Source organism: Nocardia sp. NPDC005978 (genome assembly GCF_040614455.1).
Classification (GTDB): domain Bacteria; phylum Actinomycetota; class Actinomycetes; order Mycobacteriales; family Mycobacteriaceae; genus Nocardia.
Genome location: NZ_JBEXUS010000007.1, coordinates 119427 through 143411, shown reverse-complemented (window position 1 = coordinate 143411; position 23985 = coordinate 119427). Strand labels below are relative to the sequence as shown.

The 23985-nt window shown below is 69.0% G+C and carries 22 protein-coding genes; 11 read left to right on the top strand and 11 right to left on the bottom strand.

Annotation, left to right across the window (positions count from 1 at the left end; genetic code table 11):
* Nucleotides 1-358: 358 nt before the first annotated feature.
* The 7 genes from ABZ319_RS05155 to ABZ319_RS05125 all read right to left on the bottom strand — a co-directional run bounded on the left by ABZ319_RS05155 (nucleotide 359) and on the right by ABZ319_RS05125 (nucleotide 9676).
* Nucleotides 359-955 carry a hypothetical protein gene (locus ABZ319_RS05155; RefSeq protein WP_354985032.1) on the bottom strand — a complete coding sequence of 199 codons (597 nt, stop codon included), beginning with the start codon at nucleotides 953-955 and terminating at the stop codon, nucleotides 359-361.
* A gap of 57 nt (nucleotides 956-1012) precedes the next feature.
* Nucleotides 1013-1999 carry an AAA family ATPase gene (locus ABZ319_RS05150; RefSeq protein WP_354985031.1) on the bottom strand — a complete coding sequence of 329 codons (987 nt, stop codon included), beginning with the start codon at nucleotides 1997-1999 and terminating at the stop codon, nucleotides 1013-1015.
* Nucleotides 1996-5232, bottom strand: a complete 3237-nt coding sequence (locus tag ABZ319_RS05145; protein WP_354985030.1) for an AMP-binding protein — start codon at nucleotides 5230-5232, stop codon at nucleotides 1996-1998. Before ABZ319_RS05145 ends, ABZ319_RS05150 begins: the two co-directional genes overlap by 4 nt.
* 73 nt (nucleotides 5233-5305) lie before the next feature.
* Complete coding sequence (locus ABZ319_RS05140) at nucleotides 5306-6166, bottom strand: hypothetical protein (RefSeq protein ID WP_354985029.1); 861 nt, start codon at nucleotides 6164-6166, stop codon at nucleotides 5306-5308.
* Nucleotides 6166-6912: a class I SAM-dependent methyltransferase gene (locus tag ABZ319_RS05135; RefSeq protein WP_354985028.1), complete on the bottom strand. Its 747-nt coding sequence runs from the start codon at nucleotides 6910-6912 to the stop codon at nucleotides 6166-6168. The genes ABZ319_RS05140 and ABZ319_RS05135 overlap by 1 nt, the downstream gene beginning before the upstream one ends.
* Entirely contained in the window at nucleotides 6909-8771 is a 1863-nt protein-coding gene (asnB, locus tag ABZ319_RS05130) for an asparagine synthase (glutamine-hydrolyzing) (protein ID WP_354985027.1), read from the bottom strand. The genes ABZ319_RS05135 and asnB overlap by 4 nt, the downstream gene beginning before the upstream one ends.
* A gap of 8 nt (nucleotides 8772-8779) precedes the next feature.
* Entirely contained in the window at nucleotides 8780-9676 is an 897-nt protein-coding gene (locus ABZ319_RS05125; RefSeq protein ID WP_354985026.1) for an alcohol dehydrogenase catalytic domain-containing protein, read from the bottom strand.
* Nucleotides 9677-9973: 297 nt separating this feature from the next.
* On the opposite strand from ABZ319_RS05125, the gene ABZ319_RS05120 reads away from it, so the two are divergent.
* From ABZ319_RS05120 to ABZ319_RS05100, 5 genes are all read left to right on the top strand, one after another.
* Complete coding sequence (locus ABZ319_RS05120) at nucleotides 9974-10771, top strand: hypothetical protein (RefSeq protein WP_354985025.1); 798 nt, start codon at nucleotides 9974-9976, stop codon at nucleotides 10769-10771.
* Between the two features lie 70 nt (nucleotides 10772-10841).
* Nucleotides 10842-11642, top strand: a complete 801-nt coding sequence (locus ABZ319_RS05115) for a hypothetical protein (RefSeq protein ID WP_354985024.1) — start codon at nucleotides 10842-10844, stop codon at nucleotides 11640-11642.
* Nucleotides 11639-12724, top strand: coding sequence for a hypothetical protein (locus tag ABZ319_RS05110; RefSeq protein ID WP_354985023.1), 1086 nt, complete (start codon nucleotides 11639-11641; stop codon nucleotides 12722-12724). The genes ABZ319_RS05115 and ABZ319_RS05110 overlap by 4 nt, the downstream gene beginning before the upstream one ends.
* Nucleotides 12725-12785: 61 nt before the next feature.
* Complete coding sequence (locus ABZ319_RS05105; RefSeq protein ID WP_354985022.1) at nucleotides 12786-14270, top strand: hypothetical protein; 1485 nt, start codon at nucleotides 12786-12788, stop codon at nucleotides 14268-14270.
* Complete coding sequence (locus tag ABZ319_RS05100; RefSeq protein ID WP_354985021.1) at nucleotides 14267-15586, top strand: AAA family ATPase; 1320 nt, start codon at nucleotides 14267-14269, stop codon at nucleotides 15584-15586. The genes ABZ319_RS05105 and ABZ319_RS05100 overlap by 4 nt, the downstream gene beginning before the upstream one ends.
* Nucleotides 15587-15663: 77 nt before the next feature.
* Here the strand turns inward: ABZ319_RS05100 and ABZ319_RS05095 are convergent, their stop codons facing one another.
* Entirely contained in the window at nucleotides 15664-16131 is a 468-nt protein-coding gene (locus tag ABZ319_RS05095) for an SUKH-3 domain-containing protein (RefSeq protein WP_354985020.1), read from the bottom strand.
* Nucleotides 16132-16582: 451 nt separating this feature from the next.
* Between ABZ319_RS05095 and ABZ319_RS05090 the strand changes: the two genes are divergently transcribed.
* From ABZ319_RS05090 to ABZ319_RS05065, 6 genes are all read left to right on the top strand, one after another.
* Nucleotides 16583-17314 carry a response regulator transcription factor gene (locus ABZ319_RS05090; RefSeq protein WP_354985019.1) on the top strand — a complete coding sequence of 244 codons (732 nt, stop codon included), beginning with the start codon at nucleotides 16583-16585 and terminating at the stop codon, nucleotides 17312-17314.
* Nucleotides 17311-18084, top strand: a complete 774-nt coding sequence (locus ABZ319_RS05085; protein WP_354985018.1) for a HAMP domain-containing sensor histidine kinase — start codon at nucleotides 17311-17313, stop codon at nucleotides 18082-18084. Before ABZ319_RS05090 ends, ABZ319_RS05085 begins: the two co-directional genes overlap by 4 nt.
* A gap of 170 nt (nucleotides 18085-18254) precedes the next feature.
* On the top strand, nucleotides 18255-18725 hold the full coding sequence (gene ectA / locus ABZ319_RS05080) for a diaminobutyrate acetyltransferase (RefSeq protein WP_354985017.1): 471 nt from the start codon (nucleotides 18255-18257) through the stop codon (nucleotides 18723-18725).
* Nucleotides 18722-19990, top strand: coding sequence for a diaminobutyrate--2-oxoglutarate transaminase (gene ectB, locus ABZ319_RS05075; protein WP_354985016.1), 1269 nt, complete (start codon nucleotides 18722-18724; stop codon nucleotides 19988-19990). Before ectA ends, ectB begins: the two co-directional genes overlap by 4 nt.
* 1 nt (nucleotide 19991) lies before the next feature.
* A complete protein-coding gene (locus tag ABZ319_RS05070) occupies nucleotides 19992-20387 on the top strand; it encodes an ectoine synthase (protein ID WP_354985015.1) in 396 nt (131 codons plus the stop codon).
* A 79-nt stretch (nucleotides 20388-20466) separates the two neighbouring features.
* Complete coding sequence (locus tag ABZ319_RS05065) at nucleotides 20467-20640, top strand: CsbD family protein (RefSeq protein WP_354985014.1); 174 nt, start codon at nucleotides 20467-20469, stop codon at nucleotides 20638-20640.
* A 16-nt stretch (nucleotides 20641-20656) separates the two neighbouring features.
* On the opposite strand, the gene ABZ319_RS05060 is transcribed toward ABZ319_RS05065, so the two are convergent.
* From ABZ319_RS05060 to ABZ319_RS05050, 3 genes are all read right to left on the bottom strand, one after another.
* Nucleotides 20657-21490 carry an AAA family ATPase gene (locus ABZ319_RS05060; protein WP_354985041.1) on the bottom strand — a complete coding sequence of 278 codons (834 nt, stop codon included), beginning with the start codon at nucleotides 21488-21490 and terminating at the stop codon, nucleotides 20657-20659.
* Nucleotides 21491-21820: 330 nt separating this feature from the next.
* Complete coding sequence (tuf, locus tag ABZ319_RS05055; protein ID WP_354985013.1) at nucleotides 21821-23017, bottom strand: elongation factor Tu; 1197 nt, start codon at nucleotides 23015-23017, stop codon at nucleotides 21821-21823.
* A 351-nt stretch (nucleotides 23018-23368) separates the two neighbouring features.
* On the bottom strand, nucleotides 23369-23914 hold the full coding sequence (locus ABZ319_RS05050; protein ID WP_354985012.1) for an RNA 2'-phosphotransferase: 546 nt from the start codon (nucleotides 23912-23914) through the stop codon (nucleotides 23369-23371).
* Nucleotides 23915-23985 lie beyond the last annotated feature (71 nt).

Sequence of the window (23985 nt, the reverse complement as noted above, 5' to 3'; positions counted from 1 at the left end):
ATGTCCGACCCTCTCACACGGGGGTGTGGAAGATCGGAACCAATAAATTATTGGCACTGACATTCATCGACACACTATTGAGTTCTCAAAGAACACACGCACACGGAACTTCGCGGGCTCTTTGTCCCGGTCGGTCTCCGTGGCTGCCTTCAAAGCTTAGCTCAGCGATTCCAGCGAACCAAATCCGCTGATCTTGTGAGCTAAAGGGTTGGCCAGGCGCTCCTCGTACAACCTCGTTTTCCCTCGAACCACGCTCAGCCTCTCGGCTCAGCGTCTCGGCTCCGGGTCGGTGTCCGTGTCGCTCTGACTTGAAGAAAGTTACGCGGGGTCGCGGTGCAAAGTCAAATCGGCTCTCCCATCAGGGGTTTTGCGGAGCATGCCCGCCGGCTTCCGCCGCGCGGATCGCGTCGAGCTCCGCGAGCAGGTCCCGGACGAGCGCCGGATTGTTGTTGCGCGCATAGGGAGACTGCCCCCTACTCATGAGTCCGGCGTTCAGACTGGCTGCGAGATCCTCGAAGTCGTTCCCCGCCAGCAGGGTCTGGAAGTCGACGTCGTCGTCGAGCAGGGTGGCCAGGTCGATCCGCCAGCACCAGACGCGGGCGCTGCGATAGTCCGGGCGCGAGGTCTGCACCCCCTCGGACTCCAGGTTCAGCTGTTCGTCGGTCCAGCCGGCGGGGACGTCGAGGTTCACGGTGAGTTCGATCGCGATACCGGCTGCTTCCCGGAACTCGGTGACGTAGAGCGTTTCCAAGCCACCGACGTTCAGCGTGAGCAAGCGTCTGCGACCCTGCGCCCGCGCGGTGGCGGGTAGCGCGGTGACGTTCCAGAACTCGGGCTGCGTGGTGGCCGGATTGACGATGGTGTCGCCGATGTAGGCGGCGACCAGGCTGCGGATGGCGGGATACGCGTCGTGCTGTTCGAGCTCGGCGAACCGCTGGTCTTCCCGGGTGGTCACGGCGCTATTGATACCCGAGTTCGGACGGGCGCGAAGCGGGTTCGCGGCGGAAATCGATTATGGCACTGGGCAGTTGGTTTGCTGTAGCAGTGCGCGCACGTGGCCGACGGCCTGTTCGGTGCGCGCGGTCCAGTCCCCGCGCAGGGGAACGGCGGTGCGGCCGGCGCGGGTCAGCGCCGTCCGGCAGCGGTCGAGGAAGACCTCGCTCTCCCCGGGGAGATAGCGAACCTGGTCGGCGACCCACGGCACATCCGGTTCGGTGAGCAGGGTCAGGTCATAGGTGCGGCCAGCGGCCGCGGCGGTGACCTCGGGCGGGCAGGCGCCGAGCAGCGATTCCGCCCACACCGTGGTCAACAGGGGTTCGGTGTCACAGAACAGCACGCGATCGGCGTTGCGGGCCAGGGCCTCCTCCGACGCGATCTGACCGCGGACGAGGTTCGGCCAGTTCAGGTCGTCGAGACTGCCATTCCGGTGTTCCAGCACGGTCCGCGCCCATTCGGGGACCCACACGGTGCCGAAGGTATCCGCGAGGGTGCGAGCCAGGGTGGTCTTGCCGGTGGACTCCGGGCCGATGATGCTGACCCGGCGCACGAAATGCGGCCGGACGCAGCGGGGGATGAACTCCCAGTGCCGGATCGGATCGGTGCGAATGGCGGTGCCGCTGACCGGGATCGTCGCGCGGGGCAGGTCGACGGGCACGAACTCCGCGCCGAGCACCTCGGCGAGTTTCGCGCCGTAGGGCTCGGAGGCGAAGACCAGATCGGGCCGTTCGGGCAGGATGCGCTCGAGGCTGGCCTGCCAGATATTCCAGAAATCCGGGTGTTCGGAGGGGTCCTGCGGGTTCTCGTCGGTCAGGTGCAGGACGGTGTCGGCGGGGAACAGCTCGCGCATCCAGCGGTGGCGCAGCTCGCCCGGGATGGGTTCGGCGGCGAGGGTGCCGACGACGATGGTGAGGTCCTCCACCCAGTTCTTCGCGAACTCGCAGAGGTAGAGATGTCCCGCGTGCGGTGGCATGAATTTGCCGAGCACCATGCCCCGTGTCATGCGGACCACTGTGCCGTGCCGCTGGAGCGCAGGGCGAATTCGACGTAGCGGGCCAGTAATTCGGGGGTCGGGGGCGCGATGGTCCTGCCGAGGGTGGCGTGCAGCAGGTCGCAGGGGAAGCGGCGGGCGGTGTTGAGGAACAGGTCGGCGTCGCGGTGTTCGTCGGTGCCGGTCAGGCGGTAGGAGGCGGTGACCATGGCCAGTGCGTCGGCGCGGGTGAGGTGCCGCCGGGTTCGTGCGGCGAACTCCGCCTGGGAGACCGTGCGGATCGTCGCTCGCGTGCCGAGTGCATCGCGTAGATCACGCAGGGATGCGCCCGTCTCGCTCGCCACGTGGACGGTCGGCGGGCAGGGGCTCGTCGCGAGTTCGGCGATGGCGGTGGCTGCGTGATCGACGGGAGTGATGTTCACCCGCAGCAGGTCCCGGTCCGCCTCGGGCAGACAGCCGAGTGTGGACACCGCGCGCAGGAAGGTCGTGAGCGGGCAGTTGGCCGGTCCCTCCCCCGTGGCGGAATCACCGGTGAGCAGTCCGGGACGGATGACGAAGAGCCGCGGGACCGAGGCGCGCAGCAGGGTTTCGGCGGCCCACTTCGTCTGCGGGTAACAGCCGAAGAGCCGCGTCGATGGTGTGAGGCGGGTTCGCTCGTCGAGGGTTTCGGCTTCCAGGTCCGTCGCGGCCAGAACCGCCAGCGACGAGAGGTGGAAGACCTTCGCCCCGGACGCCCCTGCGAAGCGCGCGATTTCGGCGGCGCCGCGGATGTTCACCGCCGCCATGTCGGTGAAGGGCAGGCTCAGGCTCAAAGCGGCCGCGCCGTGGATGATTCCGCCGATATCGGTGCTCAGGGAGCGCCAGAGGTCGGGCGACAGGCCGAGATCGGGCGATGCGACGTCGCCCGCGTGCACGGCCACTCGGGGATGCCGGGCGAGTGCGCCCAGGCGATGTCGCGCATGCTCTGGGTCTCGCGCACGGACGAGGCAGTGGACCGTTCCGGTGGTGCGGCGCAGCAGTTCCGGGACGAGGTGGCGGCCGAGGAATCCGGTCGCGCCGGTGATCAGCCAGTCCCCCACGGGCACGGCGGACACTGCTTCGGACCGCGTAGTCGGCGTGTGGGCAGGCCGGACCGCCAACCCGATCGACCCGGTGACAACCTGATTCATGTCGGCGACCGTGCGATCTGCGGGACGGGGTGCGGCCGCGAGGCGGGCGGGGGTGCGATCGGTCAGTACCGCGGCGGGCAGGAGCGCGACGCCGCGCAGGCGGGCCTCGGTGACCACGATCAACGCCGCGAGGGAATCGCCGCCGAGCTGTCGGAAATCGTCGTCCGGGGCGACATCCGCAAGGCCCAGTGCCGCTTCGAAGGCCCGGCAGATCAGCTCGGTGCGGCGGTCGAGCAGGACACGTCGCGGGTCCGGACTCGTTCGAGCCCGCTGAGATTCGGGTCTGCTCGAGGACGGGCGTTCGCCGGCGTCCGGGCGATCGGGAAGGGCGATCGTGTGGAGGCCAGCGGCCAGTGCGTGGTGATCGACCTTGCCGGTGCGGTTTCGCGACAGTGCCTCGACGAGGGTGATGCGGGGCAGCATCCACGCGGGCAGCGATAGAGCGAGGCGGTCGTGGATCGCCCCCGGAGTCAGGGCGGCATCGTCGGCCCGGACGTGCGCGATCAGCGTCGTGGGTGAATCCGTCACCGTCACCGCCGCTTCGGTGATGCCGGGAACATCGCGGAGGCGGGCCTCTATCTCCTCCGGGCACACGAGCCGGCCGTTGATCTTGACCTGGCGGTCCTTGCGGCCGACGAACTCCCAGTCGCCGTTCGGGTGGTGGCGGACGAGATCGCCCGTGCGGTACCAGCGTCGGCCCGCACGGGTGATGAAGCGCTCGCGGTCGAGTTCGGGGCGGTCGATGTAGCCCAGGGCCAGGGCGGGGCCGCCGATGAGGAGTTCGCCGTCGTGGAGGGCGTATTCGACATGCGGGAGCGGGGATCCGATGAGGGGGCGGGACCAGTCCGGGCCGCACCGGCTCATGCTCGTGCAGATGGTGGCTTCGGTCGGGCCGTAGACGTTGATGAGGCGGACCCGGGCGGCCCAGGCCCGGACGACTCCGGGGGCGCAGACCTCGCCGCCGATCACGATGGTGCGCAGGGTGTTCGGGACCGAGTCGGGGTCGACGTGCGCGAGCAGAGATGGGGGCAGATCGGCGTGGGTGATGCCGTGGGCGCGCACGAGTTCCGCGAGAGTCGTCGGGGTGGCGGGTTCGCTCGGGATGACCAGGGTGGCTCCGGCGAGCAGGGCGGTACCGATGTCGGAGATCGACGCGTCGAACGCGGTGGAGAGGGTGAACAGTGCGCGCATGCCCGGAGCCAGTGCGAACAGGTCTATTTGGGCGGTGAGCATGGGGACCAGGCCGGTGTGCGCGACGCGGACGCCTTTGGGGCGCCCGGTCGAGCCGGAGGTGTAGATGACGTAGGCCAGGTCGTCGGCGGCGGCCGCCAAGGGCGGGAGGTCGGCGATCGAACGCGAGATCCGCAGCGGGATATGCGGTTCGACCTGCGGTTCCACCCCGCGCGCCGCGGCCGACCCGAGCCCGGCGCCACCCGCCTCGGCGCACAGTGACTCGTCACCGCCTACCCCGGTGAACCGCCGCCGGCCACCGGCCCCGAACCGCTGCCCGCCGCCTTCAGCCTCCGCCGGCGGCTGCGAGTCACCGTGTGCCGCCGCGAACCACCGCCCGCCGCCCTCCTCCCCGTGCGGCCGCTCACCATCCGATTCAGCGGACAACGAGGCTGCATCGCGTGACCGGGACGGTCGCCGGTCGACGCTGGATTCGGTACCGCGGAGGCGGTCCCCCTCGGACGACACGAGCACCCGTGCACAAGATTCGGTGAGTATCGCCGCTTCGCGGGTCCGGGGTATGCCCGGCTCGATGGGGAGGAACGCGGCGCGTACCTGCCATGCGGCGAGCATCGCCGCGATATGCCATGCGCTGCGGCCGATTCGGAGGGCGACCACATCGCCCGCACGGACACCGGCTTCGGTGAGACGGGCCGCCAGTTGTTCGGCGTTGCCGACGAGTTCGGCGTACGTCCAGACCTCGTCGTGGGCGTCTATCGCCACCGCCGCCGGATTGCGCCGCGTGACTTCGGCCAGGCGGTCGAGGAAATTCACGGCCGACAGCCCATCGGGATTATCAGCCATCGGCTCGATGCGGTATTCGAGCCCGGGTTCGTCATAGGTCATCGACTGCTCACCGCGAACCTGGTCGAGACTCCGAGAGCCTGACGGCGTGCCCGGACGCCGACCGTGCGCGTATTCATTCGACCGCCGCAACAGCGTCCAGCTCACCGGGCTGGATGTAGTCCGGTACGGCCGAGCCGCGGGAGCGGTTGTCCACGTCGGGGGCGGAGTGGCCGGCGGCATGGTCGGCGAGGTGGACCAGGCGGGCGTCCAGGCTGAAGCGGGACAGGCCCTGCTGGGGCAGGGTTCTGTGGAAGTGACTGCCGGAGAACAGGAGTACCTCCCCGGCGCGGCAGGAGAAGCCGGTCTCGGGGCCGAAGTCGGGGGCGCCGGTCACCTGCGGGTAGCGGGCCTTCAGGGACGCGTCGCGGTCCTGCCAGCCGATCTTGAGGCTCCAGCCCCGGGACACCCAGTCGTCGTAGTCGAAGATCTCCGAATCGTTCGGGACGAGCCGGGCGAAGCGCTCGGGGTAGAAGACGAAGGTCTCGGACGGGGTCAGGTCGTCCAGGGCCGTCCAGATGGTGACGACCGAGCCGGGGTGGCCGTACCAGGTGTCGCGGTGCGGGTAGTAGACCGGTGCGGCGCGCGGATTGTGCTGGGCGCCATGCAGGATCGCGCGCAGGCGGGCCGGGTCGAAGGCCGTCCGGTCGGGGGCGAAGCCGACGGCCGCCGCGGTGTCGCGCAGCAGGCGCTGGGCGGCGGGTTCGGTGTAGACGTGTTTGCGGACGCGGCCGATGCGGTCGAAGAGCTCGGCGTCGTCGTAGCGCTCGTGCGCGGTACGCGGATCGGGGCCGAGTTCGGATTCCAGACTCGCGCGGGCGTAATCGACCAGTCGCAGCGAGCTTTCGGTGGCCGGAAGCAGAAATACTGTGCCGGAGTACAGCGCTCGGCGCAGGCCGGCGTCGCTGTCGGGGCGGGTGCGCTGGGGCAGGGTCATCACGGTCTCCTGGCGAGTGCGATCAGACGCGGGCTATCGAGGGTGAGGGCGGCGCCGGTGAGGTCGCCGAGCAGGTCGATGTCGGTGAAGCCCGCGGTGGCGAGCATCGCGGCGACGGCGTCGGGCAGGTAGAGGCGGACCGAGCTGCGGTGGCGGGTTTCGAGGCGGCCGTCGACGAAATACGTCCAGTCCTTGAGCATTCGGCCGGACGGGAGGTCGATGGTGGTTTCGCGGAGCAGCAGCACGCGGCCGCGCGGGGTCTCGCGGTGCAGGACGTTGTCGCGCTGGAAACCGCGCAGGACGCCGGGGAGGTTCATGGTGTCCAGGGCGAATCGGCCGCCGGGGCGCAGGGATTCGAAGGCGCGGTCGAGCATGCGCTGGTTGTCGGCGTCGGTGCCGTAGCCGAAGCTGGTCCACCAGTTGAAGACCGCGTCTACCGGTTCGGGCGGGACGAAATCGCAGGCGTCGGCCGCGGCGAACTCGGCTGTCACACCGGCGTTCTCCGCGTCCCTGCGGGCGCGCTCGATGTACCCGGCGGCCTGGTCGACGCCGAGTGCCCGCAGGCCGCGGGCGGCCAGCGGAATGGTGAGACTGCCGATGCCGCAGCACTGGTCGTAGACGCTGTCGCCCGGGCGGAGATCCAGCCGGTCGAGTAGAAAGTCGAGGGTCGGTTCGACCGTGCCCGACTCGCGTTCGAGGAGCTGGTCGGCCAGCAGGTCGTCGTAGAGGTCGGCCCACCAGGTCATGCGGTCATCCCCAATCCGGTGTGCAGGATGCCGACCGAGGTGAAGAACAGGATCACGGGGTCGAGCAGCTTGCGGTAGGCGATATCCGTTACTTCCCAGCGCTTCAGCAGGTCATCGATGCGGGCAGCGTCGAAGAAGCCGAGTGCACGCACGCTCGGATCGGTGAGGACCGAGCGGGCAAGCTCGCGCATGTGCGGGCCGATCGGCGGGCCGAGGAAGGGGTGTTTCTCGCCGGTCACGACGTCGGCGGGGAGCAGGTCGCGCACGGCTTCGCGCAGGATCCACTTCTCGACGCCGTCGCGGATCTTGAACGAAGTGGGCAGGGCGAGAGCGTGTTCGACGAGCGCGGTGTCCAGGAACGGGAGACGGCCTTCGACGCCGTTGGCCATTTCGAGGCCGTCGCCGAGAGCGCGCAGGATGTAACCCTCCAGCGCGAGCTTCGTCCACAGGTACGAGGACTGTTCGACGGGACCGCGACCGGTGAGGCGGGCCCGGATGTCGAAGTCCGCGAGGACGGTTCGGCCGATGTCGTGATCGGCGAAGCGCGCGGACCATTCCGGGTGCAGCAGGTCTCGAACCCGTCGGCCGAAGGAGGCTTTGGCGGCGAGCCAGGTGGGGACGAAACCGAGTTCCCGCCGGACGTGGTCGAGCGGCAGACCGTCGCCGTCGGGGAGCATCAGTCCGGCCGAGGCGGTGTTCGTGGCGGTCAGACCGCCGAGCGAACCGCGCAGGTCGGCGCGCAGATGCGGGTAGCCGAAGAGGATCTCGTCCGCGCCCTCGCCGGTGAGGGCAACCTTGAAGCCGGCGGCGCGGACGGCGGCGTGCAGCCGGAGTTTCGCTGCCGCATGGGTGTTCACGCACGTCGACTCGGCGTGCAGGACGGCGGCGGGGAAGGATTCCGCCAGCTCGCGATCGGTGACGGCGACCGTGTGCAGGCGCGCGCCGAGGTGGTCCGCGGTGGCGGCGGCGAGCGGGTGCTCGTCGTAACCGGCGGCGTCGGCGAACGAAAGGGTGAACGCGTCCTGCGGGCCGCGGTGGCGGGTCGCCGCGGCGAGCACCGCGCTGGAGTCCAGGCCGCCGGAGAGTTGGAAGGCCACGGGAACATCGGCATCGAGGCGTTCGGTGACGGCGGTAGTGAGGCGGGAGCGGAATTCCCGGGTGGCCGTGGCGGGGTCGGCGATCGGCGCGGGGTCGACCGGGTAGTCCAGGTCCCAGTACTGGCGGATGTCGATCGCACCGTCGCGCACCGTCAGCCAGTGCCCGGCGGGGAGCACGTGCGCGCCCGCGAAGAGGGTCTCGCCGGGCGGGGCGTACTGCAATCCGGTGCTCTGCCAGAGGGAGTCGTGATTCCAGGCGATGGGCAGACCCAGCGCCGACAGTCCCGCGATCCTGGAGGCCAGGAGCACGGCGTCCGCGTGCCGGGCCCACACCAGCGGCTTGATGCCGAACCGGTCGCGGGCCGCGAACAGCGTCCGCCGCCGGGCATCCCACACGATGAGAGCGAACTCGCCGTGCAGGCGCGGCAGCATCGCCGGGCCCCACTCCCGCCAGGCGTGCAGAACCAGCTCGCTGTCACCGCGGGTGGTGAATTCGTGCCCGCGAGAGCGCAACTCCGATCGCAGCTCCGCGGAGTGGTACAGCTCGCCGTTCACGACCGCTACGCACCGATCGTCGGTGCTCCGGATCGGCTGCGCTCCGCCGGCCACATCGCGCACCGCGAGCCGGGTGTGGCCGAGCGCGACCCGGCGGTCCGGCGCGATCCAGTGACCACTGCCGTCGGGTCCGCGATGCGCGAGGGCCCGCAGCGCCGATTCCAGAGCCTGCGCGTCGATGCCGTTGTCGCGGACGACCGCGACCACCCCGCACATCAGCGAGCCCCCGCCGGGTCGAGCAACACCTTGGGTCCCAGCGGATCCCGCTCGGCGGCGGCCAGCGCATCGGCGAATCGGCGCAGCGGATAGGTCTCGCCGAGGAGATCGTCGATCGCCAACTCCCCCGCCAGTCGAACAGCGTCGGCGGCCGGACCGTACGAGACCGCCGCCAGCACAAGGTCTTTGCGAACCGCGGCCGCCACGTCCAGGGCGATCGGGGCGGCGGGCCGGCTCTTGAGCACCACGACGCCGCCCGGGCGAGCCAGCGCGACCGCCCGGGCCAGTGCATCCCCGGTTCCGGCGGACTCGATCACGAAGTCGTAGTCGCCCTTGGCATCCACCTCGTCATCGACGGATCCGAACCCGTGCGCGCGCAGCACCCGGCCGCTGAGTTCGGCGATGCGGCCCGCACCCAGGACAACGCCGCGCTGGTCCGGTCGAATCGGGGCGCGCAACACCGCGGTCGTAGCGGCGATCGGTTCGACGCAGGCCGCCCGCCGCAGGGGCAGCGACTCCGGCACCGGCCACAGATTCGCCTCCGGCACCACCGTCTGCTCGGCGAAGGCACCGTCGAGATCGACCCCGAGCATGCGCGACTCACCGCACCGCCGCGCGGCCGATTCGCATTCGGCACAGGCGATCAGCGGAGTAGCGACCGCGACCCGCGCACCCGGACGGTAGTCCCCCTCGGGATCGGCTTCGACGACCTCCCCGACCATCTCGTGCCCCAGCACCCGCGGGCCGCCCAGCGGCAACCGCCCGGTCGCCGCGTACACATCGGTCCGGCAGATCGCCGCCCCCAGCACCCGCAACCGCACCCACCCCGGCCGCCGCACCGGCACCGGCACGTCCCGCAGCTCCGCAACCCCGCCCGCGCCGACAACAGCCGACATCAACTCCGCCCCCGCCAATGACCCGCATCCTCTCTGGAGGGCGCGAGCCTAACAGCCCGCGCCGGGCCGCGCCGACCGGATTTCAGGGCGCTCGAAGAACCGGCGACGAACGCGCCGAGGGGGTCCGTCCTCGATAGCGCCTGCCGGATGTCAACGGGGGCTTGACGATTGCTTCACGCTTTGGCAGGACACGGTTCCGGAGAGTCGGTAGCGTCGGGGGCTATCTCACCGTAACCAACAGGGGGGCTTGATGTTTCGCAAGGCTAGCGAATCGGTGGCGGCGGGCGGGGTGCGGGCATGAGCGTGGTGTGGGATGTCGCGCGGCCGGTCGGTGCGCTGGCGTGGTGGGTGTTGCAGGTGGCCGGGGTGTGGGTGCTCGCGGTGCTGGGCGCGGTGCTGGTGTTGCGGCGCGCGGGGGTGGCGTGGACGCCGTTCGCCGCCGCGCGCGCGGGGATCACCGCGGTACTGCTCGGCTGGCTGGCGCTGCGATACGGGGACGGCGGAAACGGTGACTGGTTCGACGTGGTGGGCACCAAGTACTACGCGCTGACCTTCACCGGGCTGGTGCTGGTTGCGGCACTGTCGGTGGTCTTCGTCGCCACCGCGCCGGACGGTGTGCACGCGGATCGCGTGGAGCGACTGTTCGTGGTGCGCGGGCGCGATGGCGTGGAGCGACTCGGGCCCCTGAGCACGGCGATCGGGCTGGGGCTCATCGCGAGCATCATCGCCTGGGTGCTGACGACCTTCGACGATCGGTACGCGTCGTCGCTGACGGTCGCGATCGGCATGATCCTCATGATTCTTCCGGCGGTCGCGTTCTTCGTGCTGATTCCGGTGAGCGTGTCGGGGACGGTGTTCAACGCCGGCCACACGAATCCGGCGATGCCCGCGGTCGCGGCCCCGTTCATGGTGATCGCCGGGGTGGTGGCCGAAACCTTCACGGGCGGCGTGAGCGCCACACCCGACGGGCTCCGCACACCGGTGTCGGTGTTCGGGGTCCTGGCCATTACCGCGCTGAGTGCGGCGGAGTTGCGGTGGGTGTACCGACACCGCTCGGGCTTCATCCGGACCGCGGCCTCACAAGTCCGGGGATGAAGTTCCGGCAATTCGGGCAATTACTGGAAAATACTGGTGCATACTGGAAGTGGTGGCTACCGTGTGCGGTATGACCGTGTCGCCTGATGCCCTGGAAGCCAGGATTTCCGAATTACGAGCTTCGGTGCGGCGGGCCATCGCGGGTGGGGATCGCACGGCGGCGCGAAAGCTGCGGGCCGAGTTGCGCGGGGTGGAAACCGAATGGGAGACAGCCGTTCTCGGCGAGGGTTCGGGAGCGGACGAGGAGATCGAGGCCGTGCCGTCCGGCGTGCCGGTGCGCGAACACGTGCATCAGGCGCTCACGCTGCTGTCGGTGCCGGCCGCACCGCGGCTCATCATGGCGGTGCACGAGGGATTCTTCTCCGGTGAACTCGTCGCCGCCCGATTGACGAGTCTGCGGCGGGACGAGGACAGGTCTTTTCGCACAGCGCCTTTCGCACGGCCCTACTACGTGTGCGCGGCCCTGACGGTCGATCTCCTCGCCCCCGCGCGCGGGCTCATGGCGCTGAGCACCTGGCCGCTCGCCCACCGCATGGTCGGCCCCCTCAGCGCCCGGGTCGATCTGCTGACCGCGGTGATTCGCCTGGCAGAGCACGGTTCCAGCCTTGAGGAGGTCGGCTCCGGCGGCCGCCGCGTGGTCCGCCAACTGGCCTCCACCATTCCCGGAATACGCGGGGTGCGAATGGATGCCGGCTTCGATGTGATCGCCGACGCGGCACGCAATGAATTGGCCGTGCACCGGGATTCGGACGAGCGCGCGCGGCGGGCAGCGGCCGAACGTGTCGTAGCCCAGGTGGAAGATCCTGCTGCACAGCTGTTCGGTACACGATTCGGCACGACGAACAATAGATACGGGAGTTCTGCGGGATGACGGAATTGACGGCGCGGCTCGATGAAGTGCGTGGCGCCGCACCCGCCTGTCGGCACAACGCACGCACCATTGCCGCGCTCACCACCAATCCGGGCTGTTCCCGGCGCGCGCTCATGGACGCGGCGGCCGTCGACAAGACGGTGGTGGCACGCGAACTGGGATATCCGGCGCGATTCGGCCAGTCACAGTTCGCGATTACGCGCGGGAATTCCTTCGAGGCGTATGTGAAGGCCAACGGGTGCGCGCAGTTGCTGGCGCTGCTGCGCGAGCGGTTCGGGCTCACCCTCCCGGAGGTCTCCTACGATGATCTGAACACCGTGGGAGACAACGCCGGTAACGCGGTGCGGCACCGGAGAACTCGGCAATTGCTGGCCGAGGTCGTGCGCACCGGCGCGGGCACGCTTTTCGACCATCCGATGCTCGCGCTCGATATCGCCGGGGTGACCGCGTATTTGGAGCCCGACGTGATCGCGGTGCAGATCGACGGCCGCTTCCACGTCGTGGAGATCAAATCCATCGCCGTAATCGACGGCCAGGCCGCCCCGGAGCAGGTCGCCGCCGCGGCCCGCCAGTCCGCGGTCTACGTGCTCGCGCTGCGGCAGCTGCTGACGCAGGTCGGCGGCCGGCCCGAACAGGTGTCGCACGAGGTGATCCTGGTGTGCCCCAAGGACTTCTCCAATCAGCCCACCGCGGCCAAGGTCGACATCCGCAAGCAGCTGGCGGTCATCACCCGCCAGCTCTCGCGCCTGACCCGCATCCAGGAACTCGTCGAGGTCTTTCCGCCGGAGCTGACCTTCGCCTCGGGCGATCAGCTGCTGGCGGCGGTGTCGGCGGTGGACGGGCGGTACGCGCCCGAATGCATGTCCAGCTGCGAGCTGGCCTTCTTCTGCCGCGAGGAGGCGCGCGCGCACGGCTCGGTCGATGTGCTCGGCCGCAGCATCTGCGACGAGGTCGGCGGAATCGACTCCATCGCAGTGGCATTGGCCCTGGCCGACGGCGCGGTCACCCCCGCCCCGGAGCAGGCCGACATCGCCGCGCAACTGCGGTTCGCCCAGCTGCTGCGGCAGGAGGCGTTCGCGTGAGCGATCCGGTGCGGGGGCAGCGCTTCACCGTGCGGCATCCCGGTGCGAGGAGGGGCACAGCGTGAGTGTGCTCACCGCACTCGCTCGTATCGAGGCCACCAGAAGTGGCCGGGCACAACCGATCGCGACGGTCCGGCACTGCCATGTGGCGCGCCGGCCGCTGGTGGTCATTCCGCTGCGCATGGCCGGGGAGGCCGCCGCGCCGCTGGCGGTCATGGTGGGCAGCGGCCCCGAGGACGCGACGGTGCTGATCGTGCCGCAGCCGCGCGACCGGCAACTGCGGTTTCATTTCACCGCCGAGCTGGCCGACATCGTGCTGCCCTACCTGTCCTCGTTCCTGGCCGACACCGAGACGGTGACGCCGAAATCCGGTGACGCGTGGGAACGTTGCCTGGATTCGCCGCAGCTGTGGGTGCCCAATCAGGGCGGCACCACCTTCCTCAAACTCATGGGCCGGTCGGTGCGATTCCGCCGGGCCGACGGGCCGAACCCGGTGCCGGAGAGCGTGCCGCTGCTGGGCCGCTGGCTGACCTGGTTCGGGGATCGGGCCGAACATCCGGGATCGAGCGCGCTACTGGCCATGACCTCGGTGCTCGGCGGGCACTGGGCCACCGGGCAATCCGGCATGGAGGACGGGAATCTGGCCGCGCAGCTCGGCTGGATCGATCCGCCCGCGGGGTCGACCGGGGCGCAGGCCGCCGCACTCGCCGAGGATCCCATCGAGTCGCCGCCCGCCGGCCCGGCCACCGATCCGGGTTTCGACAACGAGGAACTCTCCCCGCTGCTCACCGCCTACGACACCGCGATCGACGACGACCTGCGGGTGCTGGCCGGCGAGCGCATCCGGCACGCGCTCGAACAGCAGCTGGCCCCGACCTGGCGGCTGATGTGGCGGGCGATCGACCTGCTGCGCGCCATGCCCGCGGGCGCGAGCGTGGCCGCGCGCTGGGACGGGGACCGCAGTCAGTTCAGCCGGTTCCACCGGAACATCCCCGAGAGTCATCCGCAGCCGCGCCGGGACAGCCCGGTCCCGGCGGTCCGACGACTGCTCGCACGCGAACAGGCGCAGCAGGCGCTGGATGTGCAACGGGCGTACGACGATCCGCTGGTGATGGCCGAGTACCGGCTCAGCGGCGACGCCTTCCGCGGCCTGGTCGTGGAGTGCGACCCGACCCGGCTCATCGTGAACGCCTCGGGAAAGAAGCTGCTGCGGCCGGAGATTCGGGTGCACACCACCGATCCCGTCGCCATGGCGATCGGGACCGAACTGCACGTGGTGGAATCGCGCGGGCAGAAGGGCCGGGTCCTGGGCATCGACGGGGAGATCGTGACCCTGGAACTGTCCGGCGGAATGGGCAACGGGCACACCGCCAAACCCGGCTCGGTGCCGTCGCCCGGCCATCGGCTCACCTTCACCGGCCTGTCCCCCAGCGGATTCCAGCGCCCGCACGAACTCCCCAAACCCGAGGACACACCCTGGACCCACGGCGGCCCGCCGCCGGAGTGGACCCCGAATCCCGCCGACGCACAGGAAGAATGGTCGTGAAGACCCCCGATCAGGTCATCGAGGCGGTCCTGGCCGACCTCACCGCCGGCACCGAACGCGCGGTCGTGGTGGACTCCCCGCCGGGCGCGGGCAAGTCGACCCTGGTGGTGCGCGCCGCCCGGCATCTGGCCGCCACCGGGCAGCCGGTGCGCATCGTCGCCCAGACCAACGAACAGGTCGACGACCTCATCGACCGGCTCGCCCGGGCCGACTCGGCGCTGCTGATCGGGCGCTTCTCGGCCAAGGATTACGCACCCAGCGAACGGGTTTCGGCGCACGCCAACGTGCTGGTCGGCAGTTCGATCGAGGATCTCGAGGATCGCGCGGTGCTGCTGGGCACGGCGGCGAAATGGGCGACCAAGACCGAGGGGTCGTGGGCGTGGACCATTGTCGACGAGGCGTATCAGATGCGGTCGGACATGCTGCTGCGCATCGCCCGCCCGGGTGAACGCGCGCTGTTCGTGGGCGATCCCGGCCAGCTCGACCCGTTCGCCATCATCGACCGGGACCGCTGGGCGGGCCTGTCGTGGGATCCGACGCTGAGCGCGGTGAGCGTGCTGCTGGCGCACAATCCGACGGTGCCGGTGCACCGGCTGCCCGTGTCGTGGCGGCTGCCCGCGTCGGCCGCGCCGATCATCTCCCGGGCGTTCTATCCCTTCACCGAATTCGCCGCGGGGACCACCGCGGACCAGCGCAGTCTGGAGTTCACCGCGCGCGGCTTCGGCGGCGGGCCGATGGACGAGGCGCTCGAGGAGGCCGCGCGCTCGGGCTGGGCCTGGTACGAACTGCCCGCGCGGCACACCCTGCGCACCGACAGCGAGGCCATCGAGACCCTCGCCGCGCTCGCGGCCCGCCTGCTACAGCGCGGCGGAATCACGCGCTCGGAGAGCAACTCCGAGCCGCAACCGCTCACCGCCGATCGCATCGCCATCGGCACCGCCCATCGCGATCAGGCCGCCGCCGTGCGCGCGGCGCTAGCGGACACCCCCGCGCACGCCATCACCGTCGACACCGCCAATCGCCTGCAGGGCCGCGAATACGACGTCACCCTGGTGCTGCATCCGCTGTCCGGACGCCGCGACGCCACCGAGTTCCATCTCGAGGCCGGGCGACTGTGCGTGCTCACCTCCCGGCACCGGCACGCCTGCATCGTGGTGGGGCGCGCCGGAATTCCGGAACTGCTGGACGCCCACCCGTCGACCGAGCCGGTGTATCTCGATGTGGCGGTGAAGTTCCCCGACGGGTGGGAGGCCAACCAGTCGATCCTGGCGCACCTGGCGAATCATCGCGTATCCGCTGCCGCGCAACGCGTCTGAATCACCGGCGGGCAGTCACCGAGTCATCGGCGGCGGCACGGTATCACCGGAGCCGGTCGCCGCGACGTCACAGCCGGTCACTGTGCCGCGGTGAGCACATCCGGTGTCCGGTGCCTGCGCAGGGCGAGGTCGATGGCTTCGGGGAACGTCTCGCCCAGCAGCCACAGCCCCTGCGCGTCATCGGAGACCACGCGGCCGTCGTCGAGAATCAGCAGGAAGCCGGTGCCGCTGGCGTTGGCGGCCAGGGGCGACATGCGATGGCCGACCTGTTCCTGTAGATCCGCGTAGCGCTCGTACATGCCCGACCCGACCTCGATCGGATCGAAGAAGTACGGGTCCGCGCCCCACAGGGCGTCTGCGGTGTCGGCCGGGCGCAGGGCCAGTTTGCCGAAGCTCTCCAGGATCCCCGCCGCCGCGGGCGACATGTAGTAGCCCTCGGCGCGCAATTCCTCGAGCCATTCGGCGATGTCTATCCGGCGTTCCGGTGTCCATCCCGACTCCGCGACAGCCTGTGCCGTCACCGGGCTCGGCCAGTCGATCTCCATGTGTTCGTCACCATCCCATCCCGTGTTGGTCCGCCGTGCGCGGCCGCACACCGCCGGAGCACGGTTCGCCCCGGATGGATGCGCTCGCCGATGCGCTCGTGATCGGCCCCGCCACCGTGCGGCATACCGCCGTTCGATGGCGTCGGCGCTGATCGCCCGCGCATACCGGTGAGGCTATCGGGGAAGACACGCAGGTCGGGCACACGACACACGGACGGGCGCGTCGCGACGTTTCGCGAACCGCGCGAGAGATCTACCTCACTGTCGCCGCCGGCGAACACTCGGCCAATCGCGGCCGTGACCACGGGATCACGCGGTCCGAGCGTGATCGGGCGGCTGCGGCCGAGCGTTTGGCCGAGATCGAGCCGGGGTAGTCGGGACTGTTGTGTGAAATCGAATAGGTACCTGTGTGAGGCAGGGCACGTTTATTCGTGTCCGTGGGGAGTGATTTATGAGCGCGAACTTGATGATCGTCGAAGATGACGACCGAATTAGGGCCGCGCTGCGGTTGGCAATGGAAGACGAGGGCTACGACGTCGCCGACACCGACGCCGCCGAGGACGCGCTGCGCTATTTGGCCGACAATGGCGCTCCCGATTTCATGATCGTCGATCTCATGCTCGGCGGAATGGACGGATTCACCTGTATCCGGGAAATTCGCCGCGACCACGATGTGCCGATCATCGTGGTCAGCGCCCGTGACGACACCCACGATGTGGTGGCCGCGCTCGAGGCCGGGGCCGATGATTTCGTCACCAAACCGTACGAGGTCAAGGAGATCACCGCGCGTATGCGCGCGGTGGCGCGGCGCGCGCGCTTCGCCGAACAGGCGGCCGCCGAGGAGGAGACCGACTCCGGGCTGGGAACCGTTGTGCTCGACGAGGAGTCGGGTGCGCCCCTGGTGCTGGCCACCGAGAGCGGGATCGTGCGCCGCGGCGAGGAAGAGTTGCATCTGACGCTCACCGAGTACCGGCTGCTGTGCGAACTCGCCGAGACGCCCGGGCGGGTATTGAGCAGATCCACACTGCTGGAACGGGTCTGGGATCGCGGCTTCTTCGGCGACGAGCGCATCGTGGACGTCCACATCCGGCGGCTGCGCACCAAGGTCGAGCTCGATCCGTCCGATCCGCAGCTCATCGTGACCGTGCGCGGGCTGGGGTACCGACTCGACGTGCAGCGGTGATCGCTGTCGGTTTCGTTCTCGCCATTGTCCTTTCGCTGGGCGTCGGCGCCGCTGCCGGCGTGTGGGCCTGCCGGCGCAGGCTCGCGCCGCTGCGGCTCAGCGCCGAGCGCGAACGGCGGCTCGTCGGCGATGTCGCGCATGAATTGCGCACTCCTCTCACGACATTGGTCACCAGCGTCGGTGTGCTCGAGCGGTACGAGCAGGATCTGCCCGAGCGCTCCCGGCTGGCCCTGGGGCTGATCAGCGACGAGGTCGAGCACCTGCGCCGGGTGCTGGACGACATGCTGGCGCTCGCACGGGTGGAGGCCGGGGTGCACGCCGCCGACGCCGAGACGCTGCGGGTGGGTGAACTCCTCAGCCATACCCTCGCCGGGCGCAGACATGCACCCGAATTGCTTACCGTGCACCAGGATATGACCGTGCGGGGGCGCAAACTCGAACTCGAGCGCGCCTTCGCCAACCTGCTCGACAACGCCGTGCGGCACGGTGGCGGCATCACCGCGGTGACCGTGCGGCGCATCGGCGACACGGCGGTGATTCTGATCGACGACGCAGGTCCGGGCGTGCCCGTCGGCGATCGCGAACGCATCTTCGAGCGGTTCGCCACCGCGCGCGCGAGCCGGCGCACCGCGACCGGCACCGGGATCGGCCTGGCGCTGGTCAGCGAGACCCTGGCCGCACACGGCGGCAAGGTCGAGTGTGGCGAACGTCCCGGCGGCGGTGCGCGATTCGCGATTCGGCTGCCCATCTGCAAAGACTCCGAGCGGTAAGGCGGTCGTAACATGACGGTAATGATTCCGACCGGTCTATCTTCAAATTGGTCCGTAAAGCTGAAACGGTCATGCAGACCCGATTCAGTCAATTCCCAGTAAACCCAAAGACCACTGCTCTATTCGATGAACCAGAAGGTGGTTCGCACTACGTTCTTCGAAACCCACATGTGGACGACGGGGGCAGTATCTGGAAAATCGCCGTTGATTCCCAGGTGCTGGACGCGAATTCGAGCTACGCCTATCTGATGTGGTGCCGGGACTTCGCCGCCACATCGATCGTGGCCGAAATCGACGGTGAAATAGCCGGATTCGTGATCGGCTACCGGCGCCCGCACGACCCCGATGTGCTGTTCGTCTGGCAGGTCGCCGTCGATCCCGCACACCGCGGTCGCGGGCTGGGCGTAGCCATGCTCGACCGGCTGCTGAACATCTGCGCCGCGGACAACATGTCCACCCTGGAGACCACGATCTCCCACGACAACCCGGCTTCCATCGCCATGTTCGGCTCGCTCGCCAAGCGACGCGACTCCGTACTGGTGCACCAGCCGCTGTTCGACAGCAACGACTTTCCCGACCAACACGAGGCCGAGCGCTTGTACCGCATCACTCAGCCCAGGACCCTGGAGGAAATCCGATGACCACCACCGAGATGACGATCTTCGACGATCTCGAGTCGAATGTGCGCGGCTACTGCCGGTCCTGGCCCACCGTGTTCGACACCGCGAGCGGCTCCTGGCTGCACGACGAGGGCGGCCGGGACTACCTGGACTTCTTCGCCGGCGCGGGCTCGCTGAACTACGGGCACAACAACCCCGAGCTCAAGGCGGCGCTGATCGACTACATCGCCCGCGACGGCATCACGCACGGGCTCGACATGTCGACCATCGCCAAGCGGAACCTGCTCGAGACCTTCCAGCGGGTGATCCTCGAGCCGCGCGGACTCGACTACAAGGTGCAGTTCCCCGGGCCGACCGGCGCCAACGCGGTCGAGGCCGCGCTCAAGCTGGCCCGCAAGGTGACCGGGCGCACCGAGATCATCAACTTCACCAACGCCTTCCACGGCATGACCCTGGGCGCGCTCTCGGTGACCGGCAACGCCGGCAAGCGCGCGGGCGCCGGCGTCCCGCTGGTGCACACCACCGCCATGCCCTACGACGGCTACCTCAGCGACACCGACGGCATCGAGTGGATGGAACGGGTCCTGGACGACTCCTCCTCGGGCCAGGACACCCCGGCCGCGGTCATCGTGGAGACGGTGCAGGGCGAGGGCGGGGTGAACGTGGCCCGCATGCACTGGCTGCGCCGGCTGGCCGACTTGTGCGCCAAGCGCGGCATTCTGCTCATCGTCGACGACGTGCAGATGGGCTGCGGGCGCACCGGGCCGTTCTTCTCCTTCGAGGCCGCCGGCATCACCCCGGACATCGTCACGCTCTCGAAGTCGATCAGCGGTTACGGCCTGCCGATGGCGCTGGTGCTCATGAAGCGCGAGCACGATCAGTGGTCGCCGGGTGAGCACAACGGCACCTTCCGCGGCAACAACCCGGCCTTCATCACCGCGGCCGCCGCGCTCGAGAAGTACTGGGCCGACGACGCGCTGCAGAAGTCGACGCTGATCAAGGGCGAGCACACGCACCGCCGCCTGAGCGAGCTGACGCTGGGCTACCAGGGCTTGTCCACGCGCGGTAAGGGTTTGGTGCAGGGCCTGGTCTTCGACGACGCGTCGCAGGCGGGCAAGGTGACCCAGCTGGCCTTCGATCGCGGGCTGCTGGTGGAGACCTCGGGCGCGGAGGACGAAGTGGTCAAACTGCTTCCGGCGCTGACCATCACCGGCGCCGAGCTCGATCACGGGCTCGACATCCTGGCCGCCGCCGTGGATGTGATCTGCACCGAGCGGGTGAACTGACATGATCGTGCGCAGTACAGCCGAAATCACCGGCACCGACCGCGATGTCGCGGACGCGGGCTGGCGCAGCAAGCGCATCGTGCTCGGCGGGGACGGGGTGGGGTTCTCCTTCCACGAGACCACCATCGAGGCGGAGACAGTGCACGAGTTCCACTACGCCAATCACGTCGAGGCGGTGTGGCTCGTCGAGGGCGAGGGCACGCTCACCGATCTGGCGACCGGGATCGACTACGAACTCGGGCCCGGTTCGATGTACCTGCTCGACGGCCACGAACCGCACCGGCTGCGCACCCGCACCCGGATGCGCATGATGTGCGTGTTCAATCCGCCGGTCACCGGCAAGGAAGTGCACGACGAGAACGGGGTGTACCCGCTCATCGCCGTGCCGACGGCGTAATCGTCGCGAACATCGTTCCCCGGGCGGCGAATCCGCACGAGAGTCGTTTGCCCGCCCGCACCGCGGGAATGCCCGGGGTATGACTTTCGAGAACAACATCGCACGCCGGATGCGCGGCGTGCGCGGTGCGCTGCAGAAGTATCAGGGCCGGGTCTCCGGTGATCGCAGACTGGAGGCCCGGGGACGCCGTGGTCAGGTCCGTTCGGACCTGACCACGGCTTTCTACAAGCTGCGGGCGGCGTTCCGGCGCTGAGCCGCAACGCATCCTGCTATCTACCCCACGCGAGTTTGATTCGCGTGGTGGCCTGAAAGTCCGCGGTCAATTCGCGCAATGCCAAGAATTGCCCGCCCGCGCCGTACTTCTGGCGCAGACTCCCGAAATCGGCGAACTCCGCGGCCGCCGCGATCTGATTCGATTCGGGAATGCGGGTCGGGAACAGCCGTGGCAGCGTGCGGTTCTCGCGCAGCTGATCGAGCACCCGGCGGTGCACCGCGGAGGACGCGCGGTACTTGGTGATCACCACGCCCAATTCCTCGATGGGCGCCGACCACTGCCCGGCAAGCTGCCGGATATGGGCCTGCACCGGCGGAATGCCGTACGTGGACATGAAATCCGGGATCGTGGGGATCACGTAGCCGTCGGCGATGCGCAGGCCGTTCTGGGTGATGACGCCGAGATTCGGCGGGCAGTCCACGAGTACGAAGTCGTAGTCGGTCAGCACCCCGCGCAGTGATTCGGCCAGCACCCGGGTCGGATCCATGCCCGCGAGCCGGGCCATGTACCCCTGCAACCCGATCAGCTTCGGCGACGAGGCCAGCAGGTCCACCGAGGCGACCACCTCCAGCGGTGAGACGCCGCGCTGAATGAGCGCGGCGGCGCCGCGCGGGCGCGCCCGGTTACAGGCGTCGGTGAAGATCGCGGCCAGCGTGCGGTCGCTCGAATCCAGTTCCGCCGCCGCCGCTTCGCCCATCATCATCGTGGTCAGATTGCGCTGCGGGTCCAGATCGATCAGCAGGACGCGCTTGCCGAACTCGGCGGACAGGATCTCGGCCAGGGCCGCGGTCGTGGTGGTCTTGCCCACCCCGCCCTTGAGATTGAACATGGCGACCACGTAGGGGCGGACACGGCCCGGGACCACGCTGGTCTCCCACACGCGCTGGGTCCGGTCGAAGCGCAGCGCGCGGGTGGATTTGCCCTGCCAGTCCCAGGCGGCCGGCTCGCGGCTCGCGGCGATCGCCGCAGGTTGCGCCCGGTCACCGGGCACCACATCGCCACGCAACTCCACCAACTCGACACCCTTCATCACCCGCGACCGTCGCGACGGTCGGCTCAGCCTAGACAGCCGAGCCGTCTCCGGGGGCGTACGACACGGATTCGATGCGGGTGGCTCCGCACACCCCGCGCGTTTCGGGTGCGGTCGTCGGCGAGTCCGCTACTTGAGGATCTTGGTGATCTGCCCCGCGCCCACGGTGCGCCCGCCCTCACGGATGGCGAACTTGAGCCCGACCTCCATGGCGATCGGCTGGATCAGCACCACCGACATGGTGACGTTGTCGCCGGGCAGTACCATCTCCACGTCCGTGGGCAGGGTCACCACGCCCGTGACATCGGTTGTGCGGAAATAGAATTGCGGGCGGTAGTTGTCGAAGAACGGGGTGTGCCGCCCGCCCTCCTCCTTGGACAGGATGTAGGCCGAGCCCTCGAATTCGGTGTGCGGGGTGACCGAACCGGGCTTGATGACACATTGGCCGCGCTCGACGTCCTCGCGGCGGATGCCGCGCAGCAGCAGGCCCACGTTCTCCCCCGCCTGCCCCTCGTCCAGGAGTTTGCGGAACATCTCGATGCCGGTGACCGTGGTTCGCGTTGTCTTGGCCCGGATTCCGACGATCTCCACCTCGGCGTTGACCTTGAGAATGCCGCGTTCGATGCGACCGGTGACCACGGTGCCGCGGCCGGTGATGGTGAAGACGTCCTCGATGGGCATGAGGAAGGACTTGTCCACTTCGCGCTCGGGCGTTTCGATCCAGTCGTCCACGGCTTCGAGCAGATTCACGATGGCCGCGCCCCAGGGGCCGGAGGGCTCCATCAGCGCCTGGTAGGCCGAGACACGCACGACCGGGGTGTTGTCGCCGTCGAAGTTGTACTCGCTCAGCAGCTCCGCGACCTCCAGCTCGACCAGCTCCAGGATCTCGTCGTCTTCGACCATGTCGCACTTGTTCAGCGCCACAACCATTTTCGGAACGCCGACCTGGCGGGCCAGAATGACGTGCTCCTTGGTCTGGGGCATCGGGCCGTCGGTGGCAGCGACCACCAGGATCGCGCCGTCCATCTGGGCCGCGCCGGTGATCATGTTCTTCACGTAGTCCGCGTGGCCCGGACAGTCGACGTGCGCGTAATGCCGTGCGTCGGTCTGATATTCGACGTGCGCGATGGAAATGGTGATGCCGCGCTGGCGTTCCTCCGGGGCCTTGTCGATGGCGTCGAAGGGTGTGAAGGGATTCAGCGCCGGATTCTGATGGTGGAGGACCTGGGTGATGGCGGCGGTCAGGGTGGTCTTGCCATGATCGATATGGCCGATGGTCCCGACGTTGACATGGGGCTTGGTGCGCTGGAATTTCGCCTTCGCCACTGGAGTCCTCCTGTGCGATCCGGGGCGGGCGTGGCGGCGGAGACCGCGTGGAATGCCCGACGGCGGTGTCTTTTCCAGGGTATTTGCCCGAACCCGCACGGGAACCGGGAACACCGTCAATCGGGTGTCGATCCCTGTTGACGTGGTGTTTCCCGACCACGCGGGCACCCGGCCGGGCCGTCATTGGAATCCGGTTAGCGGGTCATTGGTGCGAGGGGGTGTTCTGGTAGCGGGAATCATCGCCACGCACAACCGTTGATACCTGACCTCGGGGCCGAAACCTGCCGAAGCCCCGGGATTCCGGCCGGCGCTCCGCCCTCCGTCTGCCCACGGGCGGCGGGGCGCCGGCCCTCACCGGAGCGTGAGATAGTGCGGCGGCACCGAGTCCACCAGCCAGACACCGTTTCCGGTCACGAAGAATTCGTGGCCGTCGCGCCGCATGGCCACGGTGTCCACGCACAGGATCGCGGGTTTGCCGTGCCTGCCGCCGACCTGGCGCGCGGTGTCCAGATCCAGGGACAGATGCACATCGTGCCGGTTCATCGGCCGCAGGCCCTGCGCCAGGATCAGCCCGACACTGCGCTCACCGGTGCCGTGATAGAGCACCGGGGGCGGCTCGGCGGGCTCGTACCCCAACTCGACCGGTATCGAATGTCCCTGCCGGGCACGAATTCTCAGACCGGATTCGTCGAACTCGAAGCGCTTCTTGTTGTTCTGTTCCACCACCGCGCCGAGTTGGTCGCGGGAGAACCCTTTACCGTGCGCGGCGGCCTGTTTCAGCAGCGCCGCCACCGGCACCCAGCCCGCCGAATCCGGTGTCAGGCCGATGGCCTCGGGATTGTGGCGCAGCCAGTTCGACATCCGCTTGGACAGTCGCGTTATCTCTTTCTCGTTCATTCGAGCCAACCGTGACGTACGCGCGCGCGACGCGCAAGCGGTTTACCGGCGCGGGAGCGAGGCGCGCCGGA

Coding starts and splice junctions, on each gene's coding strand:
- ABZ319_RS05135 (WP_354985028.1), bottom strand. CDS start 6,912: ATGACCTGGTGGGCCGACCTCTACGACGACCTGCTGGCCGACCAGCTC.
- ABZ319_RS05150 (WP_354985031.1), bottom strand. CDS start 1,999: ATGACACGGGGCATGGTGCTCGGCAAATTCATGCCACCGCACGCGGGA.
- ABZ319_RS05110 (WP_354985023.1), top strand. CDS start 11,639: ATGACGGAATTGACGGCGCGGCTCGATGAAGTGCGTGGCGCCGCACCC.
- ABZ319_RS05115 (WP_354985024.1), top strand. CDS start 10,842: ATGACCGTGTCGCCTGATGCCCTGGAAGCCAGGATTTCCGAATTACGA.
- ABZ319_RS05145 (WP_354985030.1), bottom strand. CDS start 5,232: ATGACCTATGACGAACCCGGGCTCGAATACCGCATCGAGCCGATGGCT.
- ABZ319_RS05050 (WP_354985012.1), bottom strand. CDS start 23,914: ATGAACGAGAAAGAGATAACGCGACTGTCCAAGCGGATGTCGAACTGG.
- ABZ319_RS05090 (WP_354985019.1), top strand. CDS start 16,583: ATGAGCGCGAACTTGATGATCGTCGAAGATGACGACCGAATTAGGGCC.
- ectB (WP_354985016.1), top strand. CDS start 18,722: ATGACCACCACCGAGATGACGATCTTCGACGATCTCGAGTCGAATGTG.
- ABZ319_RS05125 (WP_354985026.1), bottom strand. CDS start 9,676: ATGTCGGCTGTTGTCGGCGCGGGCGGGGTTGCGGAGCTGCGGGACGTG.
- ABZ319_RS05065 (WP_354985014.1), top strand. CDS start 20,467: ATGACTTTCGAGAACAACATCGCACGCCGGATGCGCGGCGTGCGCGGT.
- ABZ319_RS05095 (WP_354985020.1), bottom strand. CDS start 16,131: ATGGAGATCGACTGGCCGAGCCCGGTGACGGCACAGGCTGTCGCGGAG.
- ABZ319_RS05070 (WP_354985015.1), top strand. CDS start 19,992: ATGATCGTGCGCAGTACAGCCGAAATCACCGGCACCGACCGCGATGTC.
- ABZ319_RS05120 (WP_354985025.1), top strand. CDS start 9,974: ATGAGCGTGGTGTGGGATGTCGCGCGGCCGGTCGGTGCGCTGGCGTGG.
- ABZ319_RS05140 (WP_354985029.1), bottom strand. CDS start 6,166: ATGACCCTGCCCCAGCGCACCCGCCCCGACAGCGACGCCGGCCTGCGC.
- ABZ319_RS05060 (WP_354985041.1), bottom strand. CDS start 21,490: ATGTTCAATCTCAAGGGCGGGGTGGGCAAGACCACCACGACCGCGGCC.